This is a genomic window from Lentimicrobiaceae bacterium (assembly GCA_020636745.1).
Lineage (GTDB): Bacteria > Bacteroidota > Bacteroidia > Bacteroidales > Lentimicrobiaceae > Lentimicrobium.
In genome coordinates, this window is sequence record JACJXH010000009.1 from 38,846 (window position 1) to 57,224 (window position 18,379).

At 39.7% G+C, this 18,379-nt stretch carries 14 protein-coding genes; 6 read left to right on the plus strand and 8 right to left on the minus strand.

The genetic code is table 11. The annotated features are described in order from the left end of the window. Positions 1-92: 92 nt before the first annotated feature. The 3 genes from H6541_12855 to uvrA form a co-directional block, all read right to left on the minus strand. On the minus strand, positions 93-1,802 hold the full coding sequence (locus H6541_12855; protein MCB9016671.1) for a response regulator: 1,710 nt from the start codon (positions 1,800-1,802) through the stop codon (positions 93-95). A 311-nt stretch (positions 1,803-2,113) separates the two neighbouring features. Then, positions 2,114-2,806, minus strand: coding sequence for a gamma-glutamyl-gamma-aminobutyrate hydrolase family protein (locus H6541_12860; protein MCB9016672.1), 693 nt, complete (start codon positions 2,804-2,806; stop codon positions 2,114-2,116). An 89-nt stretch (positions 2,807-2,895) separates the two neighbouring features. Further along, positions 2,896-5,724: an excinuclease ABC subunit UvrA gene (gene uvrA / locus H6541_12865; GenBank protein ID MCB9016673.1), complete on the minus strand. Its 2,829-nt coding sequence runs from the start codon at positions 5,722-5,724 to the stop codon at positions 2,896-2,898. A 209-nt stretch (positions 5,725-5,933) separates the two neighbouring features. Between uvrA and H6541_12870 the strand changes: the two genes are divergently transcribed. Both H6541_12870 and H6541_12875 read left to right on the plus strand, forming a co-directional pair. Continuing rightward, positions 5,934-6,521 carry a sigma-70 family RNA polymerase sigma factor gene (locus H6541_12870; protein MCB9016674.1) on the plus strand — a complete coding sequence of 196 codons (588 nt, stop codon included), beginning with the start codon at positions 5,934-5,936 and terminating at the stop codon, positions 6,519-6,521. Positions 6,522-6,678: 157 nt separating this feature from the next. Continuing rightward, positions 6,679-6,879 (plus strand): hypothetical protein, encoded by a 201-nt coding sequence (locus H6541_12875; protein MCB9016675.1) that lies wholly within the window; start codon positions 6,679-6,681, stop codon positions 6,877-6,879. Between the two features lie 164 nt (positions 6,880-7,043). On the opposite strand, the gene H6541_12880 is transcribed toward H6541_12875, so the two are convergent. The 3 genes from H6541_12880 to H6541_12890 all read right to left on the minus strand — a co-directional run bounded on the left by H6541_12880 (position 7,044) and on the right by H6541_12890 (position 9,743). Then, a complete protein-coding gene (locus H6541_12880) occupies positions 7,044-8,159 on the minus strand; it encodes a beta-lactamase family protein (protein MCB9016676.1) in 1,116 nt (371 codons plus the stop codon). Between the two features lie 74 nt (positions 8,160-8,233). Continuing rightward, a complete protein-coding gene (locus tag H6541_12885; GenBank protein ID MCB9016677.1) occupies positions 8,234-8,944 on the minus strand; it encodes a hypothetical protein in 711 nt (236 codons plus the stop codon). 157 nt (positions 8,945-9,101) lie between these two features. Continuing rightward, entirely contained in the window at positions 9,102-9,743 is a 642-nt protein-coding gene (locus H6541_12890; protein ID MCB9016678.1) for a VWA domain-containing protein, read from the minus strand. A 129-nt stretch (positions 9,744-9,872) separates the two neighbouring features. Here H6541_12890 and H6541_12895 point away from each other — a divergent pair, with 129 nt between their 5' ends. From H6541_12895 to H6541_12905, 3 genes are all read left to right on the plus strand, one after another. Continuing rightward, on the plus strand, positions 9,873-12,581 hold the full coding sequence (locus H6541_12895) for a carboxypeptidase-like regulatory domain-containing protein (protein MCB9016679.1): 2,709 nt from the start codon (positions 9,873-9,875) through the stop codon (positions 12,579-12,581). A 119-nt stretch (positions 12,582-12,700) separates the two neighbouring features. Next, positions 12,701-12,925 (plus strand): DUF2132 domain-containing protein, encoded by a 225-nt coding sequence (locus tag H6541_12900; GenBank protein ID MCB9016680.1) that lies wholly within the window; start codon positions 12,701-12,703, stop codon positions 12,923-12,925. Further along, positions 12,922-14,127 carry a TIGR03862 family flavoprotein gene (locus tag H6541_12905; protein ID MCB9016681.1) on the plus strand — a complete coding sequence of 402 codons (1,206 nt, stop codon included), beginning with the start codon at positions 12,922-12,924 and terminating at the stop codon, positions 14,125-14,127. The genes H6541_12900 and H6541_12905 overlap by 4 nt, the downstream gene beginning before the upstream one ends. A 72-nt stretch (positions 14,128-14,199) precedes the next feature. On the opposite strand, the gene H6541_12910 is transcribed toward H6541_12905, so the two are convergent. Beyond that, positions 14,200-14,934 carry an SH3-like domain-containing protein gene (locus H6541_12910; protein ID MCB9016682.1) on the minus strand — a complete coding sequence of 245 codons (735 nt, stop codon included), beginning with the start codon at positions 14,932-14,934 and terminating at the stop codon, positions 14,200-14,202. Between the two features lie 136 nt (positions 14,935-15,070). Next, positions 15,071-17,263, minus strand: a complete 2,193-nt coding sequence (locus H6541_12915) for a carboxypeptidase regulatory-like domain-containing protein (GenBank protein MCB9016683.1) — start codon at positions 17,261-17,263, stop codon at positions 15,071-15,073. Between the two features lie 290 nt (positions 17,264-17,553). Between H6541_12915 and H6541_12920 the strand changes: the two genes are divergently transcribed. After that, positions 17,554-18,348 (plus strand): SDR family NAD(P)-dependent oxidoreductase, encoded by a 795-nt coding sequence (locus H6541_12920; protein ID MCB9016684.1) that lies wholly within the window; start codon positions 17,554-17,556, stop codon positions 18,346-18,348. Positions 18,349-18,379: the final 31 nt, after the last annotated feature.

Below are 18,379 nucleotides of genomic sequence, written 5' to 3' on the forward strand. Positions count from 1 at the left end.
TTGCATGTCCTTTTAAGAAAACAGTTGCTTATATAATAAAATGTGCAGCCATCAGTTTTAAAAGAAAAAGTCCGGGTTACCGGACTTTTTCTTTAAACTGGATTTGCTGATTTCTTCTTGCCCCATTTAATCAGAACCGACTGAACATCTTTAAATTTTATAGGTTTGGGCAAATAGTCGACCATACCTGCATTTAAATACCGCTCACGATCGCCGGGCATGGCATTGGCTGTAATGGCAATAATTTTAGGCCTTTCGTTTTCAGGATATTTTTCGCAAATAATTTTTGTTGCTTCCATGCCATTCATCACAGGCATTTGAATATCCATCAGAATGATATCGTATTTTTTTCGCTCCATCATTTCAAGCACCTTTTTCCCGTTTTCAACAGCGTCAATTTTGTATCCCATTTTGCTGAGAAGCGTAATTACAAGGTCCTGATTTGTGATATTATCTTCGGCAAGTAAGATACGCATAGGTAATTTGGCCGAAAGATTTTTATCAATATTATGGTCAGCAAGATTGCTTCTGCGATTTCTGGCTTCTGCAATAACTCTCAGCACTTCTTCAAATAATTCGGCCAGTTTAATGGGCTTTGAAAGTTGCGCATCAAATACTTCACCCGGCAGTTTGCTTATTTTCCCGAGAGAAGTAAGCATAATTAAAGGGATGTCGCCTTTAAAAGGCAGTGCTTTGATTGCTTTACCCAACTCGAGTCCATCCATAGATGGCATTTGCATGTCAATCACAGCCAAATCGAACGGTTCATCGTCTTCTTCAATGATAACCAGTGCTTCGGGTCCTGATTTTGCAGTTACCGGAATCATTCCCCATGATTCAAACTGAAGCGTAAAGATATGGCGATTGGTTTCATTGTCATCAACAATTAAAACCCTGCTGCTTTTAAGTTCAGGAATTTGGCCACGTACATAAAGCTTTGTTTTGCCAATTCCTGAAGTGCGCAATTGGATGGTGAAAAAGAAGGTAGAGCCTTTTCCTATCTCGCTTTCAACCCATATGCGACCACCCATAAGATTTACCAGATGCTTGGCTATGGCAAGGCCTAATCCGGTGCCACCATAGCGGCGAGTGGTAGATGAGTCAGCCTGAGTAAATGCTTCAAAGAGCATTTCAATTTTCTCTTTGGCTATTCCAATACCACTGTCTCTGATAGAAAATTTGAGTTCCTGATAACTGTCGGTTTCTTTGACTTTTTCAATAGAGATAAAGACTTCTCCCTCTTCGGTAAATTTGATGGCATTGTTAATCAGGTTGATAAGAACCTGCCTTAAACGGGTAATATCACCAACCAGGAAAGGGGATACATCGGGTTGAATCAGGTATAGCAAATCCAAACCTTTTTCAATGGCTTTTTGGGCGAATATGTCAAGGGCATCCTCAACGCAATTCCTCAGTTCAAATGGAGCCTCTTCCAATGTCATTTTTCCTGACTCAATTTTTGAGAAGTCAAGGATGTCATTGATGATAGTCATCAGATTATCAGCACTTATTCTGAGGGTTTCAACGTAGTTTTTTTGTTCAACAGTGAGGCTGGTGTCCAGCAATAGGCTGGTCATTCCGATTACCCCATTCATTGGTGTTCTGATTTCATGGCTCATCATGGCCAAAAAATCAGATTTCATCTTATTTTCCCTTTCAGCTTCCTCTTTGGCACTAATCAGATCTTCTTCCTGTTGTTTCAGGTATTCAAGCCGTTTAACAATGTCCTGAAGTTTCTGATTTTCCTGGATAAGTTGCTCAACTGATTTTCCAGATTCGTTGTGTAACGCCTTGTTTTCCATAGGTGTATAATGTGAAGTTCCTTTTTAACTGCTAAGCCGGAGTTAAGCTGTTTGGGAAAGTACTAAAATAGTAATTTTTATTTTTATACGGCAAAATTTTCTTTGTAAGAGTTGAAAATAGTGTTGTATCAGATGTTAATAGCCGTTTTTAGAAAATGTAATTATCAAAGGTGAAAATAATTTTACGTTCATTGGAACTTGCCTTTTGTGGCATGTTGGTGTAATTTGTTAAAAGCATGATTATTAACGAAGTACACTGTTTTGGTTGTGAATTAAAACCGGTATGTTAAGGTGTAGGGATTGGAAGGGATTTATAGCTCAGTTAGCTTGTCAAGTAGCTGATACAGAAACTGTTTGCCAAACTGTACACATTGCATTTTTTGTTTGATTATTTCAGTGCTTTGCTTCCACGGCGATGGGCTTTCCTGATTATAAGCGCTGTGAATCAAGCCTTCCACAATGTGTTCATTCATTTCAGGATGGAATTGCAGCGCTATGGTATTGTTGCCAATAACAAAGGCCTGGTGTTTTACGTGCTCAGAAGATGCCAGAAGGTGAGCATTTTCAGGTAAGTCGAATGTGTCGCCGTGCCATTGAAACATTTCAGCTCCCTGGGATATTCCTGAAAACCATTCCCGGCTAAGTTGATGAGTAGTTGGTTGAATGGAGTGAAACCCGATTTCACTATGAACATTTTTGTATACATGAGCCCCCATCGCCGAAGCAATAAGCTGAGCTCCCAGGCATATGCCCAGTACTTTACGATTTGATTTAACTGCTTCCCTGATTATTTTTTTTTCCTGAATCAGCCACGGATATGTTTCCTCTTCATAAGCGCCCATCATTCCTCCCATAATAATTAAGAGATCAAAGTCGGGCATCATACTTAGGATATTGTCGCTGCTCCAATAATGGTGAGTAACTTGATGGCCTTTTTCAATTGCCCATTGCTCGGCGAAACCTGCAGGTTCGTCTGTTATATGCTTGAAGATAAGGATATTCATACAAATAATTGATTGATTTTTACAATGGTTAATTCTCAGTTTTTCTGAAAATTTCAGCAATGTAACCGGCTCAAAAAGGACTCATGAATTTATTTGGGAGGCAGTTTCTCTTTTAAATATTTTCCGGTAAAAGATGATTCCACCGCGATTAAATCTTCAGGTGTTCCTTCAAAAATAAGTTTTCCACCCTCATTGCCTCCTTCCGGGCCAAGGTCAATAATCCAATCGGCACACTTAATCACATCCATATTGTGTTCAATAACAATAATGCTATGGCCTTTAGAGATAAGGGCGTTAAATGATGCAAGCAACTTGTTGATGTCGTGAAAATGAAGCCCAGTTGTTGGTTCGTCAAAAATAAAAAGGGTTGGTTTCTCAGCTCCGCCTTTTACAAGAAAGCTGGCAAGCTTAATGCGTTGGGCTTCTCCGCCGCTCAGCGTGTCGGATGATTGCCCCATGCGCAGGTATCCGAGCCCAGTATCGGCCAAAGGCTGCAATCTGGCTACAATCCGGCTTTCGGCGTTGTTTGATTTGGCATTCTCGCTGAAAAATTTGATGGCCTGATCAATGGTAAGTGCAAGGATGTCAGAAATGTTTTTGTTGTTATAGGTTACATCAAGAACCTCTTCCTTGAAACGTTTGCCTTTGCAGCTTTCGCAAGTTAGATGAATATCGGCCATAAATTGCATGCCAATTTGAACAACCCCTTCGCCTTCGCATTCCTCACAACGTCCTCCTTCAATATTGAAGGAAAAATAGCCGGGTTTATATCCTCTGGTTTTTGAAAGCGCCTGGTCGGCAAATAATCCTCTTATTTCATCATACGCTTTCACGTAAGTAGCAGGGTTTGATCGGGTGGAGCGTCCAATTGGATTTTGATCAACCATCTCGACATCAGAAAGTCTGATGTAGTCTCCTGATAGTTTGTCATATTTGCCTGTACGTTCACCATATCCACCATAAATTTTCTTGAGCGTTGGGTAAAGAACTCTTTTGACCAGAGATGTTTTACCCGAGCCACTTACTCCTGTAACTGCCACAAGTACATTCAGGGGGAATTTTACATCAATTCCCCGGAGATTATTTTCTCTCACTCCCGAAAGTTCAATGTAGTCTCTCCATTTTCGTCTTTTAAGAGGCGTGTTGATTTGCATCCTGTTTGTAAGATACTGTGCCGTCAGGCTATTTTGCTCGTCTTTTAATTCGTCGAAATGGCCTTCAAACATGATTTCTCCGCCATTTTCACCGGCAAGCGGGCCTATATCTATAAGATGGTCAGCTGCATGCATTATTTCTTCGTCATGCTCTACTACAATAACTGAGTTTCCAAGTTTTTTTAACTTTTCCAGTACTTTAATCAACCGGTGTGTGTCGCGGGGGTGTAATCCAATACTTGGTTCATCCAGAATATACATTGAACCCACCAGACTGCTGCCGAGAGAAGTAGCCAGGTTTATACGCTGAGATTCTCCACCCGACAATGAGGATGAAAGCCGGTTGAGTGTCAAGTAGCCTAGCCCGACATCACACAAGAATCCAAGGCGGTTGGTGATTTCAACCAAAAGCCTTTTGGCAACAGCCTGATCATGATCGCTGAGTTTCAGGTTTTTGAAAAAATCAAGAGAATCGCTCACAGGCATTAAAACTAATTCACTGATTGAATAACCGTCAATTTTCACATAGTTTGCATCATTTCGCAATCGGGTGCCTTTACAGTCAGGGCAAATGGTTTTACCTCTGTATCGCGATAGCATTACTCTGTATTGAATTTTGTAAGTTTGTTCTTCGACAAATTTGAAAAAGGCATTTAGCCCTCCGAAATACTTGTTTCCGCTCCAGACAAGTTGCCGCTGCTCATCACTAAGTTCGTACCATGGTTTGTGTACCGGGAATCCAAATTTGTAGGCACTATTTATCAGTTCATCTCTCCATTCACTTAATTTTTCACCTTTCCAACAGGCGATGGCATCCTCGTAAACTGACAGGCTTTTGTTAGGAATAACCAAATCTTCATCAATTCCAATGATGCTGCCAAAGCCCTCGCATGTTTTGCAGGCGCCAAAAGGATTATTGAAGCTAAAAAGGTTGACAGAAGGTTCTTCAAAAGCAATGCCATCAGCTTCAAAACGATTAGAGAAAAAATGCCGCTTGGTTAATGTATCGGACTCAATATCGCAAATGCATTCGCCCTCGCCTTCATAAAATGCTGTTTGCACTGAATCGGCCAATCGCGAATGTAAATCTTCGTCATCAGGTCTTATAGAAACCCTGTCAATGACAAGCATATAGTCTGCTGTTTCATCAACAGGTTGTTTGAGCAGTTCATCAATGCGCAGGATGTTCCCGTTTTTCATAATACGGCTAAATCCTTGCTGCATCAGAATGGAGAGTTGGGTTTCTAAATTGCGGTGATGTTTTAATAAAAGCCGGCAGAGTATTATCGCTTTCGTGTCAGGTTGAAGCTTGAGCAGAAAATCGCAAACATCTGAAACTGAATCGCGCTTCACAATACTGTTTGATACCGGTGAGTAAGTCTTGCCAATTCTTGCAAAGAGCAGCTTTATATACTCGTATATTTCAGTTGAAGTGCCAACAGTTGAGCGGGGATTTCGTGTATTAACCTTTTGTTCAATGGCAATAGCGGGCGAAATTCCCTTGATGTATTCTACTTCGGGTTTACTCATTCTGCCTAAAAACTGTCGTGCATAGGCGCTCAGACTTTCAACATACCTTCTTTGCCCTTCGGCATAAAGGGTGTCGAATGCCAGTGACGATTTTCCGGACCCGGAAAGACCTGTGATAACCACGAACTGGTTTCGCGGTATGGCCAATGATATATTTTTAAGATTGTGTACCCGTGCGCCCTTAATAAGGATGTATTTAGCGGGATCCAATGCTGCTTTTTCAGTGTAGTCCATAAATGATAATGCTATTCGCAAGCGGCAAAATTAATTTTTTTTCCGGCAGCACTTGCTTTTGTAAGTTTTATTAACGTATATTTGTCCCTTATGAAGGTTTAAAACCCTTTATTTTCAATGAAACTGTTCATATTTTTTTTAACCAACCCATAGGAGGCACTTATCGGATAAATATCTACGCTTTTAATTACTAACAAAAAGGAGGCAATATGCATGCCCAGCCAGTTAGCGATCAGGAGCTAATCAACAGGTATTTAGCCGGTAACGAAGTTAGCCTGGAACAGTTGATCCATCGCCACAAGAACAAAGTATTCTCTTACATCCTTATGGTTGTAAAGGATAAGCAGCAAGCTGATGATATTTTTCAGGATACCTTTATTAAGGTAATTCACACCCTGAGATCAGGTACTTATAAGGAAGAAGGGAAGTTTATTCAATGGGTAATGCGCATTGCGCATAATCTGGTGATTGACCATTTCAGAAAATCCAGAAGATTTCCTTCGGTTGAAAGCCCGAATGATTCGTTCAATATTTTTGATAATCTGAGAATTTATGATGAGTCTGCGGAAGATCGCATTATAAGTGAACAGATTCACCAGGACGTCAGAACTTTAATCAACTTTCTGCCTGATGAGCAGCGCGAAGTGCTGATTATGAGACATTATTCAGATATGAGCTTTAAAGATATTGCTGAACAGACAGATGTCAGCATCAATACAGCTTTGGGCCGTATGCGCTATGCTCTTATCAATCTTCGTAAGCTAATTGAGCAAAAAGATATTTCATTAAGCGTATAACTTTATTTCTGTTTTCATGTTTGCTGCGGAAAGTCTGTGTACTTTCCGCAGTTTTTGTTTTCTTGCATTTCTGATTTTTTTTTAAGTAGATATAATAATCAGGCTCCGCTAACGTTTATTCCTAAAATCGGGATTTATTCACAGATTAAACAAGCCTATGGCCAAAAACTTTACGCAAAAAGACTCAATGCAAATTCAAACAAAATCAACCGGATATAACCTGAAAAAGATAAGGACAAGTCCGGTAAATGTTTCGCCAAGTGAGGCAACCATCAGGAATTTGCTCAATTATTCAAAAGCCTTATCTGCCATCCCTGACAGGCTGACGGGTAATTTTACCTTAATACTGCTTAATTAGTATTTTTTTTAGTTGGTTAATTGAAAAACTGCTCCAATGGTCATGGAGCAGTTTTTTTTGTAGCTGATTTTGAATGTTTTTGCTCTGCTAAATAAAAAGTATTACACAATTCAGGGACGTAAGTGTTTCAGGTTATTTAAGGTTGCATTTTGATTAAATGTATCTTATTCACTCACGATTATTTCGGCAATTTTATCCCTCATTTCATTAAAAACAGGACGGAGCCGGCTGTCGCCATCGGTGCCGTAATTGACTATCAGAGCCATGGTGGCATGATGATATGGGAAATAAAAAAGATCGGCACTATACGCCAAATCCCGCCCGCGATGTCCCCAGGCAAAGTCAGTTTCTTGATTGCCTATATCAATAAAATCTTTAAAGCAAGCGACGCCAAGTAGCTTGCGCGATTCAATAACATGATGAAAAACGAGCATCTGATCAAGGGAGGCTTGAGATATCAGTGTTTTTTGTTCAAAAAGCGCGTCAGCAAATTTGTACATATCCCATACCGTAGAGTAAACACCTCCATACCCATTTCCACTGCCAGTATTCCATTGTGTTAAATTTTCCAGATTGCCATTGTTATATAAATCAAAATATCCCTGCGCGATACCCTGCTCAGGTAATGGCTCATGCCAATAATAATAGGTGTCATTAAGTGAAAGGTTGTCCATAATCTCATTTCGCAATACAACTGCATGGGGCAAACCTGTTGCCGATTCAATAATCATGCTCAGAAGCAAATAATTGGTATTGCAATACGCAGCAGTATCGGTTTGGCCGAATGAAAACATGGGAGGTTTGTTATAGACAAATGCCAGTAAATCATCAGCTGTCCAATGTTTTGAGGGATTGTTGAGTACCTGAAGGTAAAACTTTTTGTCTTCAATTACTTCGTAAAAGCCAGATGTATGGTTAAGCAGGTTTTTAATTGTAACAGGCTTGTTACCATTACTTATCTTTCTAAGCTTATCATCAGGAATGTATTTGCTTATGGGGTCGTCAATTGAAAGAATTCCCCGTTCCTGCATGCGCATGATGGTTACACCAAGCATCATTTTTGTGATACTTGCAATTTTTGAAACATGGCATGCCTGCATGGGTATATGGTTGGCTATGTCAGCCATTCCGGATGAACCTATATAAATCCCGCTGTTGTCTTTCACCAGAAGTGACACGCCTGGCAGTCCTTTGGTAACGTAAGTGTCTATAAGTGATTGATATTGGGTGCTTTTGGGATTTGTTTGGTAAATATCAGCATTTTCAAGCGCGCAATCCATGGACGCGGGCTTGTGAATCTCATCATTTTTACATGATTGAAAAAGAAATGCATGGACTATGCAGATACAAAAAATTAATAAGGATCTGGACATTCAAGTCTGTCTTGAACAGGCATTTTTTGATTACCTGAGTTTTTAAATAGGCTGAACTGTAAACCAACAGATAATAATCCGTTGGGCAGAAGTGGCACATAATGGCGAACAAAGGGCATTTGCAGCCTGAAGTCATAGTTGATGAAAATACGCCGGATATTATAATGATAGCCTGCATCATATCCGATACCAACACCAGCTCCTGCTATCAATTGCGAACGGCCGGCTCCTTTGGATTTGCTCCATGAGCCATCAGCCATTTTAACAAATTGCCCGGTTAATAAAAAGGCATGCATGTAACCGGCATGTAGTGAAGCTTCGGCAGAAAACTTCTTAATATATCTACGGTAACCTGCCTGTGTTGTGAGCAGGGCGGCATGATTGACATAACGGTGGTAAAAGTAGCTAAGCCCAATGTTTTGAAACCACTTCCCGGTAAAAACTTTTCGTCCGCCCAAGTCAAACGTGTTGATTTTTCTGAAGATAGGGCTTTTAATGGTTTCTTTCCATCCAAATTCATAAGAAAATGCCAGACCGGGATGAATAGGCTGATTGAAAACCGCTGTAAGTGAAGCTGGAGGCAATAAAGTGGCATTGTTGAAAATACTAACTGAGAAGGGCTTTGATTTCCAAGGCTGCGCATAAGCAATAAAGGGCAGCATCATTAAAAAACAAACCGCTACTTTCTTCATCGTTTATTCTGCTTTAGTTCGTCCAACATGAGCCTATGCGTTAATTTCAGGCCTGAAAGATACATAAAAGTTGCAGTCAGATACTTAAAGGAATCATCAAAAAAAGCTTATCAATAAGGTGGTTTTTGAAGAAACAGGTGTTTGAATACAAGAAGGTTTATGTGTTTTCATCATTATCATAAAAATTATCCGTTAGTTTTTCATGATTTCTAATCTTTTGACTGAATCGTAACCTGGCTTCCTTCTCCTGATGAAACATTTGATTCATCTTTTCTGGTTCTTTTTCAAAGATAATTGAGTTGGTAATGGAGATGGATAATGCAAATTTTTTGACATCATGATCGGCTCCAATGTAGGTAAATGTCCAGTTTTGTAATTCAAGTTCTTCAACCAGTTGCTTAATATCACGGCCTTTATATTCTTTTGAACTGTTTTCTTCTCCATCGGTAAGTATGGTAACCAAAACATTGTAATCTGACTCATTTGCCAAATAAGCCCGTAGTTTACCTATGCTGAATCCGATTGCGTCATATAAGGGTGTTGAAGCATCAGGCATAAACTGGTTTTCATTGATTTCAGACAGCTCGCTTACGGGCATGTTTTCGAGTAAATATTTTCTGCCTAATCCATTAAATGTGAGCAGAGAAATAATGTGCTGCTGTTCCGGATACTGTTTTTCAACACCTTTGATGGTTTGAACTACTTCATTAAACCCCTGAATAATATCATGCTTTATGGATTGCATGGATCCGCTTTCATCCAGAATAATCAGGTTAAATACCTTATGTTGAGGTTTCATATAAAAGGATTATGGTTAAATGTAAAATTCTATTTGGATTAATATAAACCTGAAATGTCATTTGTCAAGTGTTTTTTAATTTTTTGATGATTTAAAATAGCTGCGGTTAAAAATCGTTAAATGTCCCTGATGAAAGCGAATATTAACTCAGGTCCGTGTACCTTTGTGCCACAAATCGTTACTATGCTCAATAGGTTTTTTGCAGTTTTACTTTTCTTTATATTGGCCTCTGTAGCAGCTTATTCGCAGGTTTTAAGCGGGGTTATAGTTGATATTCATAACAAGCCAATCCCTTATTCAACCGTGTATGTAAAGGAAGTTTCTCTTGGTACAGCTGCAAACGAGGAAGGTTTGTTTGAGTTAAAACTCAAAGAAGGAAATTATACCTGTACTTTTCAAAGTATGGGATATGAGTCTGTTACAAGAGTAGTTCCCATCGAAAGAAGTAATCCTGCATTAAGAATTGTACTTCAGGGTATGGTTTATTCACTGCAGGAGGTTGAGGTAAATGATGGCGGCGAAGATCCTGCCTACAGGATAATGAGAAAAGTTATCCGAAAAGCACCGCTTTATGCTCAGATGGTAAAATCATTTAATGCAGAAGTTTATATTAGAGGAAGTTTGACTATCCGAAAAATTTCAGCAATGGTAAAATGGATGGCACGTGACGATTTAAAAGAATCTGATATCAAAGAAGGGGATACATTTTTGGAAGAATCAGTGAATGAAATTGACTTTGCAGCTCCCAATCTTACCCGCCAGCGTGTTAAATCTATTCATAGTACTTTTCCAGGAGGAAATGAAGGCCGCTCCTCAGGTGCTATGGGTTTTATTTCAGGTAATATTTATAAACCGGATGCTTTTGGTAATGCATGGTCGCCCTTGGCTCCGGGCGCATTTAAGTTTTACAGATTTCAATATGAAGGTGTCAGTACCATAGGGGAGGTGAATGTTGACAGAATTAAAGTGATTCCAAAAGGTGACGGGCCACAATATCTCAGAGGATATTTGTATGTAATAGAAGGTTTGTGGTGTATTTATGCAGTTGATGTCAGTATTGATGAACAACTTGGATTAACACTGCAGCTTCATCAATTATTCGGAGAAGTGCGTGAAGGTGCGTGGCTACCTGTAACCAACCGTTTGAAAATGGATATGGATTTAATGGGCAACCAGGGCGGTTTTCTTTATAACACTTCTATCAGATATAACAATCTGGTTGTGAATCCTCCATATTTAAAGCCTTCGGTCCCCAAAAAGGGAGCCAGTGATGGCTTTTCAGCAAAAAGGAAACAACACAGAAGCGAAAAACTGAATGAAAAAGCCAAAGAGCTTATGGCAATTGAGCTCCCAACTACCAGTGAAGCGAATAAACTGGCAAAGATTATCAGCAAAAATGCTGAATTAAAGCTTAAGGATTCATTGAGAAGAAACCATGAATATGTAGAGGCATATAAAGCAGTTTTTGACAGTAATGCCAGAAAATACGATTCCATCTATTGGAACAGGGTCAGGCCTATTCCTTTGGCGCTGAACGAACTTTCCAGTGTAAAGTCATTTGATTCCATTCAGAATATCAGAAATCTGGCGTTGAATGATACCACGAATCCTGAAAAGTCAAAGAAAGGCAGATTTTATTCAAAACTGATTTTTGGTGGCAGGCATGACATTGATACTTCATGCTTTTTTCAAACAGATGGTTTAATCAATCTGATGGGTGTGAGTTTTAATACTGTTGACGGTTTTGTTTATAAAACAGGTTTGCGATATGAAGATAAGCTGAAAGGGGGCAAGACTTTATCTTTAGGATTTAAACCCGGATATGCATTCAGCCGTAAGGCTTTTATCTGGGATGCTGTTGTGGCTGTCAAGAGTGACGGAAGACATAAAAATGCATTTGCCCTGCATGCCGGGTCAGGAAGTTTCGATTACAATATTGATAAAGGCGCAGCATTAATTGAAAATACATTGGCATCATTATTTTTCAGGCGAAACCTGAAACGACTTTATAACAAAGATTATATCGAATTGAATCATGAGATTTTACTCGCAAAGGGGCTAAATCTGAAATCCGGAGCCTACATTTCGGATAATACGCTGCTCAGGAATTATAGTGATTTTTCTTTTTTCTTCAATAAAAGCAGGGATTATATGCCTAATATACCTGAGAATATGAATTTCAGAATGCAGGCACATCAGGATCTGATGATAAATTTCCAGCTTTCTTACAAGCCAATTCCCTATTATACAATTCAAAACGGAATAAAAATTCCCCGCAAAGGGATGAACCAAACTCCTGAATTTTCTTTGGGTTACAGAAAAGCCATTCCGGCCAAAGGATTTGATTCAGACTTTGATTTGCTTACAATGGGTATTGCACAAAAGTATGCTACTGGGAAACAATCTAATATTGAGTATCTGTTTGAAGCTGGTTACTTTATTAGCAACAAGGTAGTTTATTTTGATGATTTCAGGCATTTTGCATTACAACCTTTGGTTATTGGGGTGAGAGATTTTTTTCCTGTACTGCAAATGGGCGATTATTACCGTTATAGCACCGATACTTATTTTGCTGAAGCCCACTTTATTTACCGGACCCCATTCTTTTTACTTACCCGTTTGCCTTTAATCCGTAACCGGATGTGGACGGAGAATTTTACGCTTAATTACATTTATGTGCCTGAATACAAAAATTGTGTTGAATTAGGCTATGGTGTTGGAAATTCATTTTATAGTATCGGCGTTTTTGCCGGATTTGAAAGAGGTAAATATCGCATTGCAGGGCTTAGAATATCCCTGTCAATGTTTGGGAAGCAGGAAGTTACGATTGGGATGTAGCTTGTGATTCAGGTGTTTCATTTTATCATCCTGTGAGCGTTTATGATAAAATCGGGCTTATTTTAAAAAGCACTAATTTTGTTTTCTTTTCCAGTTTTTGATGACCTAAATTATATTTTATGGAAGTTCAGCCCAACAACCCATTACATGGTAAATCTCTTGAAACTATATTAAACGAGCTTGTTGCATTTTATGGATGGGAACAACTGGGGTATAATATTCAAATTCGTTGTTTTAATGAGAATCCGAGCATTCAATCAAGCCTTAAGTTCTTGCGAAAAACGCCCTGGGCCAGAAAGCAGGTAGAGGATTTGTACATCAGGGTTTTGGCTTCAAAGAAATGAAACGAAAAAAAGCTTTGGTGATTGGAGGAGGGCCTTCGGGACTAATGGCAGCCTGGATGCTTGCCGATAAGTTTGAAGTATATCTTTTCGATAAAGAAAAAATGCCTGGTCAGAAATTTCTGCTTGCAGGAAAAGGAGGGTTTAACCTGACCAATAAAAAAACCGGAAAAGAATTATCTGCCAGATATTCTCCTGCCGGCTACCTTGATGAACCTTTGAACGCATTTGACAGTAAGGCGTTCAGGCAATGGCTGTTAGATCTTGGCATCCCAACATTTGAAGGAAGCAGTGGCAGGGTTTTTCCTGAAAAAGGGATAAAACCCGCACAGGTTCTTGCAAAAATTACTTCTTCTCTCAAAACGAAGGGTGTGTTCTTTTTAATGAAACACCGATTGATATCATTCAATCAACAAATGGATTTTGTTTTTGAATCTTCTGGTGCTGAAATAACATGGAAGGCTGATGTTGCTATTTTGGCTTTAGGTGGTGCCTCATGGCCATCCACCGGCTCAGACGGAAAATGGCTTGATCTGATGCAAAAGCAAGGCGTAAATACAATTCCGTTTCAGCCATCAAACTGCGGGCTAAATATTGCATGGCCTGACACAGTAACGCAATTTCATACGGGAAAGCCGTTAAAAAACATCGCAATAAGCGCAAATAATGCTGTTAGCAGGGGAGAGGCGCTAATAACTGAATATGGTCTTGAAGGGAATGCTGTTTATCCGCTGATTCCTGAAATCAGAAAAACATTGTCACAAGGTTTGTTGTCCCATATTTGTATTGACTTTAAGCCAGCCAATACAAAGGCGCAATTGGCCTTGAAATTTGCTGGCAAAGATGCCCGTCGGTTTAATTATGGCGATGTTTTAAAGCTCGATACAGCCGCCATGGCACTCATCAAGGCTTATACAAGCCGCGAAGCTTATATGCAACCTTTTGATTTTATCAGCGAAATAAAATCATTGAAAATTTTAGTGCATTCACTCCGGCCTGTTGAAGAAGCTATTTCGTCAGTTGGAGGTGTGCCATTAAATGAAATGAATCCTGATTTCTCACTTAAGAAATTTCCCCGAATATTTGCCATTGGCGAAATGCTTGACTGGGATGCGCCAACAGGTGGATTCTTACTGCAGGCTTGCTTTTCAATGGCATATTATGCCGGGCAAAAGATTTTGGAAAATCTGGGGGAAACGAGCTGATAAAAGACTGAGATTTTAATATTAAAAAAAAGAGGCGCCAAGCGCCTCTTTAAATAGATGTGGTCCGGCTGATTATAAATGAGCATCAGCTGCATTTTTGATATGAACAGCTTTGGCATCTTCCATGATGATGTCATAAGCATAGCCGGCTCCAAAATCTTTGTCAAGATTGATGACTCCCTCAAAAGTTACTACACTGCCTTCTTCAACTGTATCAAGGGTTGTAACCGTCAGGTCGAAATTTCCTTCAAACTCTGAACCATCCTGGATGTGAGCCCAGTTCTTTTTCATAATATTCTGGTTTGATTTTACAACAACTCCGCTGATTTTTACAGTTTTACCGGCATACAAAGCCTTATTTTTAAAAAGAGTTGCAAGGTTAATTCCTCCTTCAGCTGTTTCAACCGTAATGCCACCCATTTTTTGGGCTGGTACTTTGCCCGATGGCCTTAATTCTGCTTTAACGGGTGTTTCACTGGGGTCATTCACAAAAAAGATGGAAGAAAACGTGCGGTTTAATTCTTTACTCTTAAAGTCAGTCATTTCCATAGCATCGGTATAGTAAAGAATGTCTCCTGATTTTGCTTCGCGCTTTGCTACTGCTATCCAGAATTTTTCATCATTCTCCATCACCTGAAGATAACTGTAATTAGATGTTTGAATAACATCAACTACACTAACAGCATGAGTTCCGGGAGGTAAGTCTTCTGCAATAGCATTGTTTTTGCCCCGGTTACAGGCAGATATACTAAATACAAGTACTGATAACAGTAAAAAAGCCTTCAGGCTCGTCACAATATTTTTCATTTCAGAGAAAATTGTAGTTATTAATTGTTTTACCCGTCAAAGGTATTCATTTATCCTGATAGATAGATGGGTTTCATTGATGTGGCTTTACATTTTATTAACACTGTTTATTTTAAAGTGTTAAATTCAACCTGAATCATTCCAGAACAATGATTTTACTTGTCTGGATGAAGTGTTTGTTTTCAATTTTCACCAGGTAAATTCCCTGAGCTGGCCAGTTATGGCCAAATAATTTCTGAACAGGCCATTCATGAGCTCCTTTTGATAAAACTCCGGTGTTGAATTGTGAAATATTAATGCCATTCGGGTTAATTATTGAGAAACTATATTCATCAGTATTTTCGCAAATCAGCCTGGCAAAGCTCTCCTTTGTAACAGGGTTAGGTGAAATCGAAAAGTTGTTTCGTGTTTGCGGGTTTAGCGTGTTACCTATAATGAATTCAAAATTAAGGTAGTGATTATCAGCGTTTATAGTGGTGTCGGAGAGTACTGGTTCTGAACCGGATAATGTAGCGGTACCTTCATAAAATCCATAAGGAACATTTGCAAATATGAGCGAATCACCAGAAATTGTGCCGGTGTAATTTCCTTCGGGCCCATTTACAATAATTTCGACATCATAAACCGGATTGTTATATTGATCAACGGCTTTACAAATCAGGTCTGCACGGTTAACATTCAGTTCAAAGTTAATATCAGTAGTGGTTTCACCAGTCGTAACGGTAACATTTTCAATTGTTTGGGTGTCGGTGTATGGGTGTGAAGCAGAAACATTGTAAACACCTGCTTCAATCTCATCAATTACATAAAGTCCTTCATTATCAGGATGAACTGACACTGTGCCTGCAGTTACTGTGGCAAGGGTTACATCTGCATTTTCCCCTGTAAGGGTTACCTGCCCGGAAATGCTTCCAAACTGAGGGTTCCAGATACCAAGTGTGCCGTCAAGTAAAATATTCTGGGCATAGATGTCAGAGCTGCCTGAGCGATTGTCCTCCCAACTGAGAATCCACTGGTTGTTTTGTAATTCATTGATATCAGTATGTACTTTTGAAGAGGAAACTGAGCTGATAGTTACAGTTTCTTGAGGCCAAACATAGCTGCCATCTGTTGCAATCCGCATGGCTTTTAAATGGCCGCTTATGGCATTGATATATTGTTCGTAGAATAACACCATGTCAGTTGGAGTAGACCTGGCAGCCAGAGGTAAAACATCTGTTGATGATATTGGAATAAAAATTTTGCCGCTGTTTTCCCACATCCGGGTTCCTGTTGGCGAGAACTTTTGTCCGTAAATACCTCTCAGGGTTTGCAAATCATTCATTTCGTTCCAGTAAACAAACAAGTTGTCGGAACCAGCTGGGCTGGCCAATTGCGGATAGAAATGATTGTATGAAGCATTGGATGATGCCTCAACTCCATTTACTGCATATTTGATTTCGCCGGATGAATTGACATGCTGAACCCAAACAGATGCCATTTGGTTAAAGTCGCGATCATCATGCCAGGCAATATAAAACCCGTCGTATCCGTCGTTAATCAAAGGGAGAATTTGTGTCCATGCAGAAATTCCGCCGGCGTTTGAAATAACCACCGGTGAAGCCCATACCGGACTTCCTGCATTATTGTATCGCTGAGCAAATACATGGCGGGTAGGTGCATTGGGTGGTCCGCTATCTTCAAAAAATTTCATAATAAAATCATCGTCACCGACCGGCATGAGCTGAGGCCAGCTAAAAGTGTTGGAAGAACTTAACGTGATGCCGTTTAGTCCCCACTGCCTTACGCCTTCAGGGCTGATTTTTTGCATAATAATAACATTGTCTGACATCCAGGCAAAAACAGCGTTGCCTGCCGCAGTACTGATAACTTTCGGAGCGGCATTAAAAGCTGAGTTATTGGACAATGCAATGCCATTGGCTCCCCATACAAAATCTCCATCTGGTGAAATACGATACGCATAGGTGTTGTTGTTGCCATTTCTAATGTCCTGCCAGGTCATTATACAGTGATTATGAACGTCAGCTGTCATATCCCAGTCTGTTAACCATGTCATTGAAGGGTTATTGCTTATCAGAATTCCATTATTCGTCCATAATTCATTTCCTTGGCTGTCAAGCCTTTGAAGTCTGATGCTGTAGTTGCCCGATTCATTAGAGAAATATCCGATATATGTATCGCCATTCGGACAAGTGGCAATTTTAGGGATTGCCTGTTCGCCCGCTATTGTGCAAATGGCATTGTTGATGGCAGCATTGTTACTCCACTGGGCAAAAGTGTTGACTATACCAATTGTCAACAACACAAATAAGGTAAAGAGTCTTTTCATTTTGTTACAAATTTGTTGGAGAATAGTGTAAAAAGCCTGTTTCCCGGCTTGAAAAGCAAGAAAATGCAATCAATTGAGTTGGGAAGAGTGATGTTCGCAATGGTAGTTGTTGATAACCGAAAACATGGTACAAGATACGCAATTTAGAATTATAGTGTTGTTATGTATATAGCTTTTTAACTATTTTTTTTAATCAGGCCTGCATTTTGTTCTATGGTAAAATGTATCGGATTCAAAAGTGCCTGTCGCTGATTATTTCGCTATATTCGCACTTTCAAGTTGAGAGAAGAATGAATTTTTCAGGCAAAACTTTTTGGATAACGGGAGCCGCATCGGGCATGGGAAAAGCGCTGGCACTTGCTTTGGCCGGTGATGCTTCAGCCCTTATCATTTCTGACAGGGATAAAACAGGCCTCGATAAAACAGCATTTGAAGTAAGCCAACTGGGTACCAATGTCAGGGCTGTTGTACTTGATATGGCTGATATGAATGCCATTGCAAATACAGCCAGAGATATTTTGTCGGAAGGGATAAAGATAGATGGTTTATACCAGTTTGCCGGCATAAGTCAGCGTTCGCTGGTTGCTGAAACTTCACTTGACATTGATCGTAAAATTATGGAAATCAATTTTTTTGGAGTAGTGGCACTTACAAAAGCACTGCTGCCTTCAATGATTGAAAATGGAGGTGGGCAGCTGGCAGTTACTTCAAGCCTGGTGGGTAAGTTCGGATTTCCTTATCGCTCAGCTTATTCAGCCTCAAAACATGCCCTTCATGGTTTTTTTGAGAGCTTATTGGCTGAAAATAGTAAACATAACATTAAAGTCAGCATTCTGATTCCTGGAAGGATTCAAACCAATATTTCAAAATTTGCACTGGATAGTCATGGCAATGAATATGGTAAAATGGATCCTGGGCAGGCCAATGGTATTACGGCTGAAAAAGCGGCACGGCAGATTAAACGTGGTTTGCAAAGAAACCGGAAAGAGGTGAAAGTTGGAGGAAATGAATTATTGATGCTGCAAATCCGCCGATTTTTCCCTTCGGTTTATTACAAACTGGCCACGAAAATAAAGCCAGTATAAATGGGAGTGTTACTCTTCGCAATTAACTGAT

Coding starts and splice junctions, on each gene's coding strand:
- H6541_12855 (MCB9016671.1), bottom strand. CDS start 1,802: ATGGAAAACAAGGCGTTACACAACGAATCTGGAAAATCAGTTGAGCAA.
- H6541_12860 (MCB9016672.1), bottom strand. CDS start 2,806: ATGAATATCCTTATCTTCAAGCATATAACAGACGAACCTGCAGGTTTC.
- uvrA (MCB9016673.1), bottom strand. CDS start 5,724: ATGGACTACACTGAAAAAGCAGCATTGGATCCCGCTAAATACATCCTT.
- H6541_12870 (MCB9016674.1), top strand. CDS start 5,934: ATGCATGCCCAGCCAGTTAGCGATCAGGAGCTAATCAACAGGTATTTA.
- H6541_12875 (MCB9016675.1), top strand. CDS start 6,679: ATGGCCAAAAACTTTACGCAAAAAGACTCAATGCAAATTCAAACAAAA.
- H6541_12880 (MCB9016676.1), bottom strand. CDS start 8,159: ATGGATTGCGCGCTTGAAAATGCTGATATTTACCAAACAAATCCCAAA.
- H6541_12885 (MCB9016677.1), bottom strand. CDS start 8,944: ATGAAGAAAGTAGCGGTTTGTTTTTTAATGATGCTGCCCTTTATTGCT.
- H6541_12890 (MCB9016678.1), bottom strand. CDS start 9,743: ATGAAACCTCAACATAAGGTATTTAACCTGATTATTCTGGATGAAAGC.
- H6541_12895 (MCB9016679.1), top strand. CDS start 9,873: ATGAAAGCGAATATTAACTCAGGTCCGTGTACCTTTGTGCCACAAATC.
- H6541_12900 (MCB9016680.1), top strand. CDS start 12,701: ATGGAAGTTCAGCCCAACAACCCATTACATGGTAAATCTCTTGAAACT.
- H6541_12905 (MCB9016681.1), top strand. CDS start 12,922: ATGAAACGAAAAAAAGCTTTGGTGATTGGAGGAGGGCCTTCGGGACTA.
- H6541_12910 (MCB9016682.1), bottom strand. CDS start 14,934: ATGAAAAATATTGTGACGAGCCTGAAGGCTTTTTTACTGTTATCAGTA.
- H6541_12915 (MCB9016683.1), bottom strand. CDS start 17,263: ATGAAAAGACTCTTTACCTTATTTGTGTTGTTGACAATTGGTATAGTC.
- H6541_12920 (MCB9016684.1), top strand. CDS start 17,554: ATGAATTTTTCAGGCAAAACTTTTTGGATAACGGGAGCCGCATCGGGC.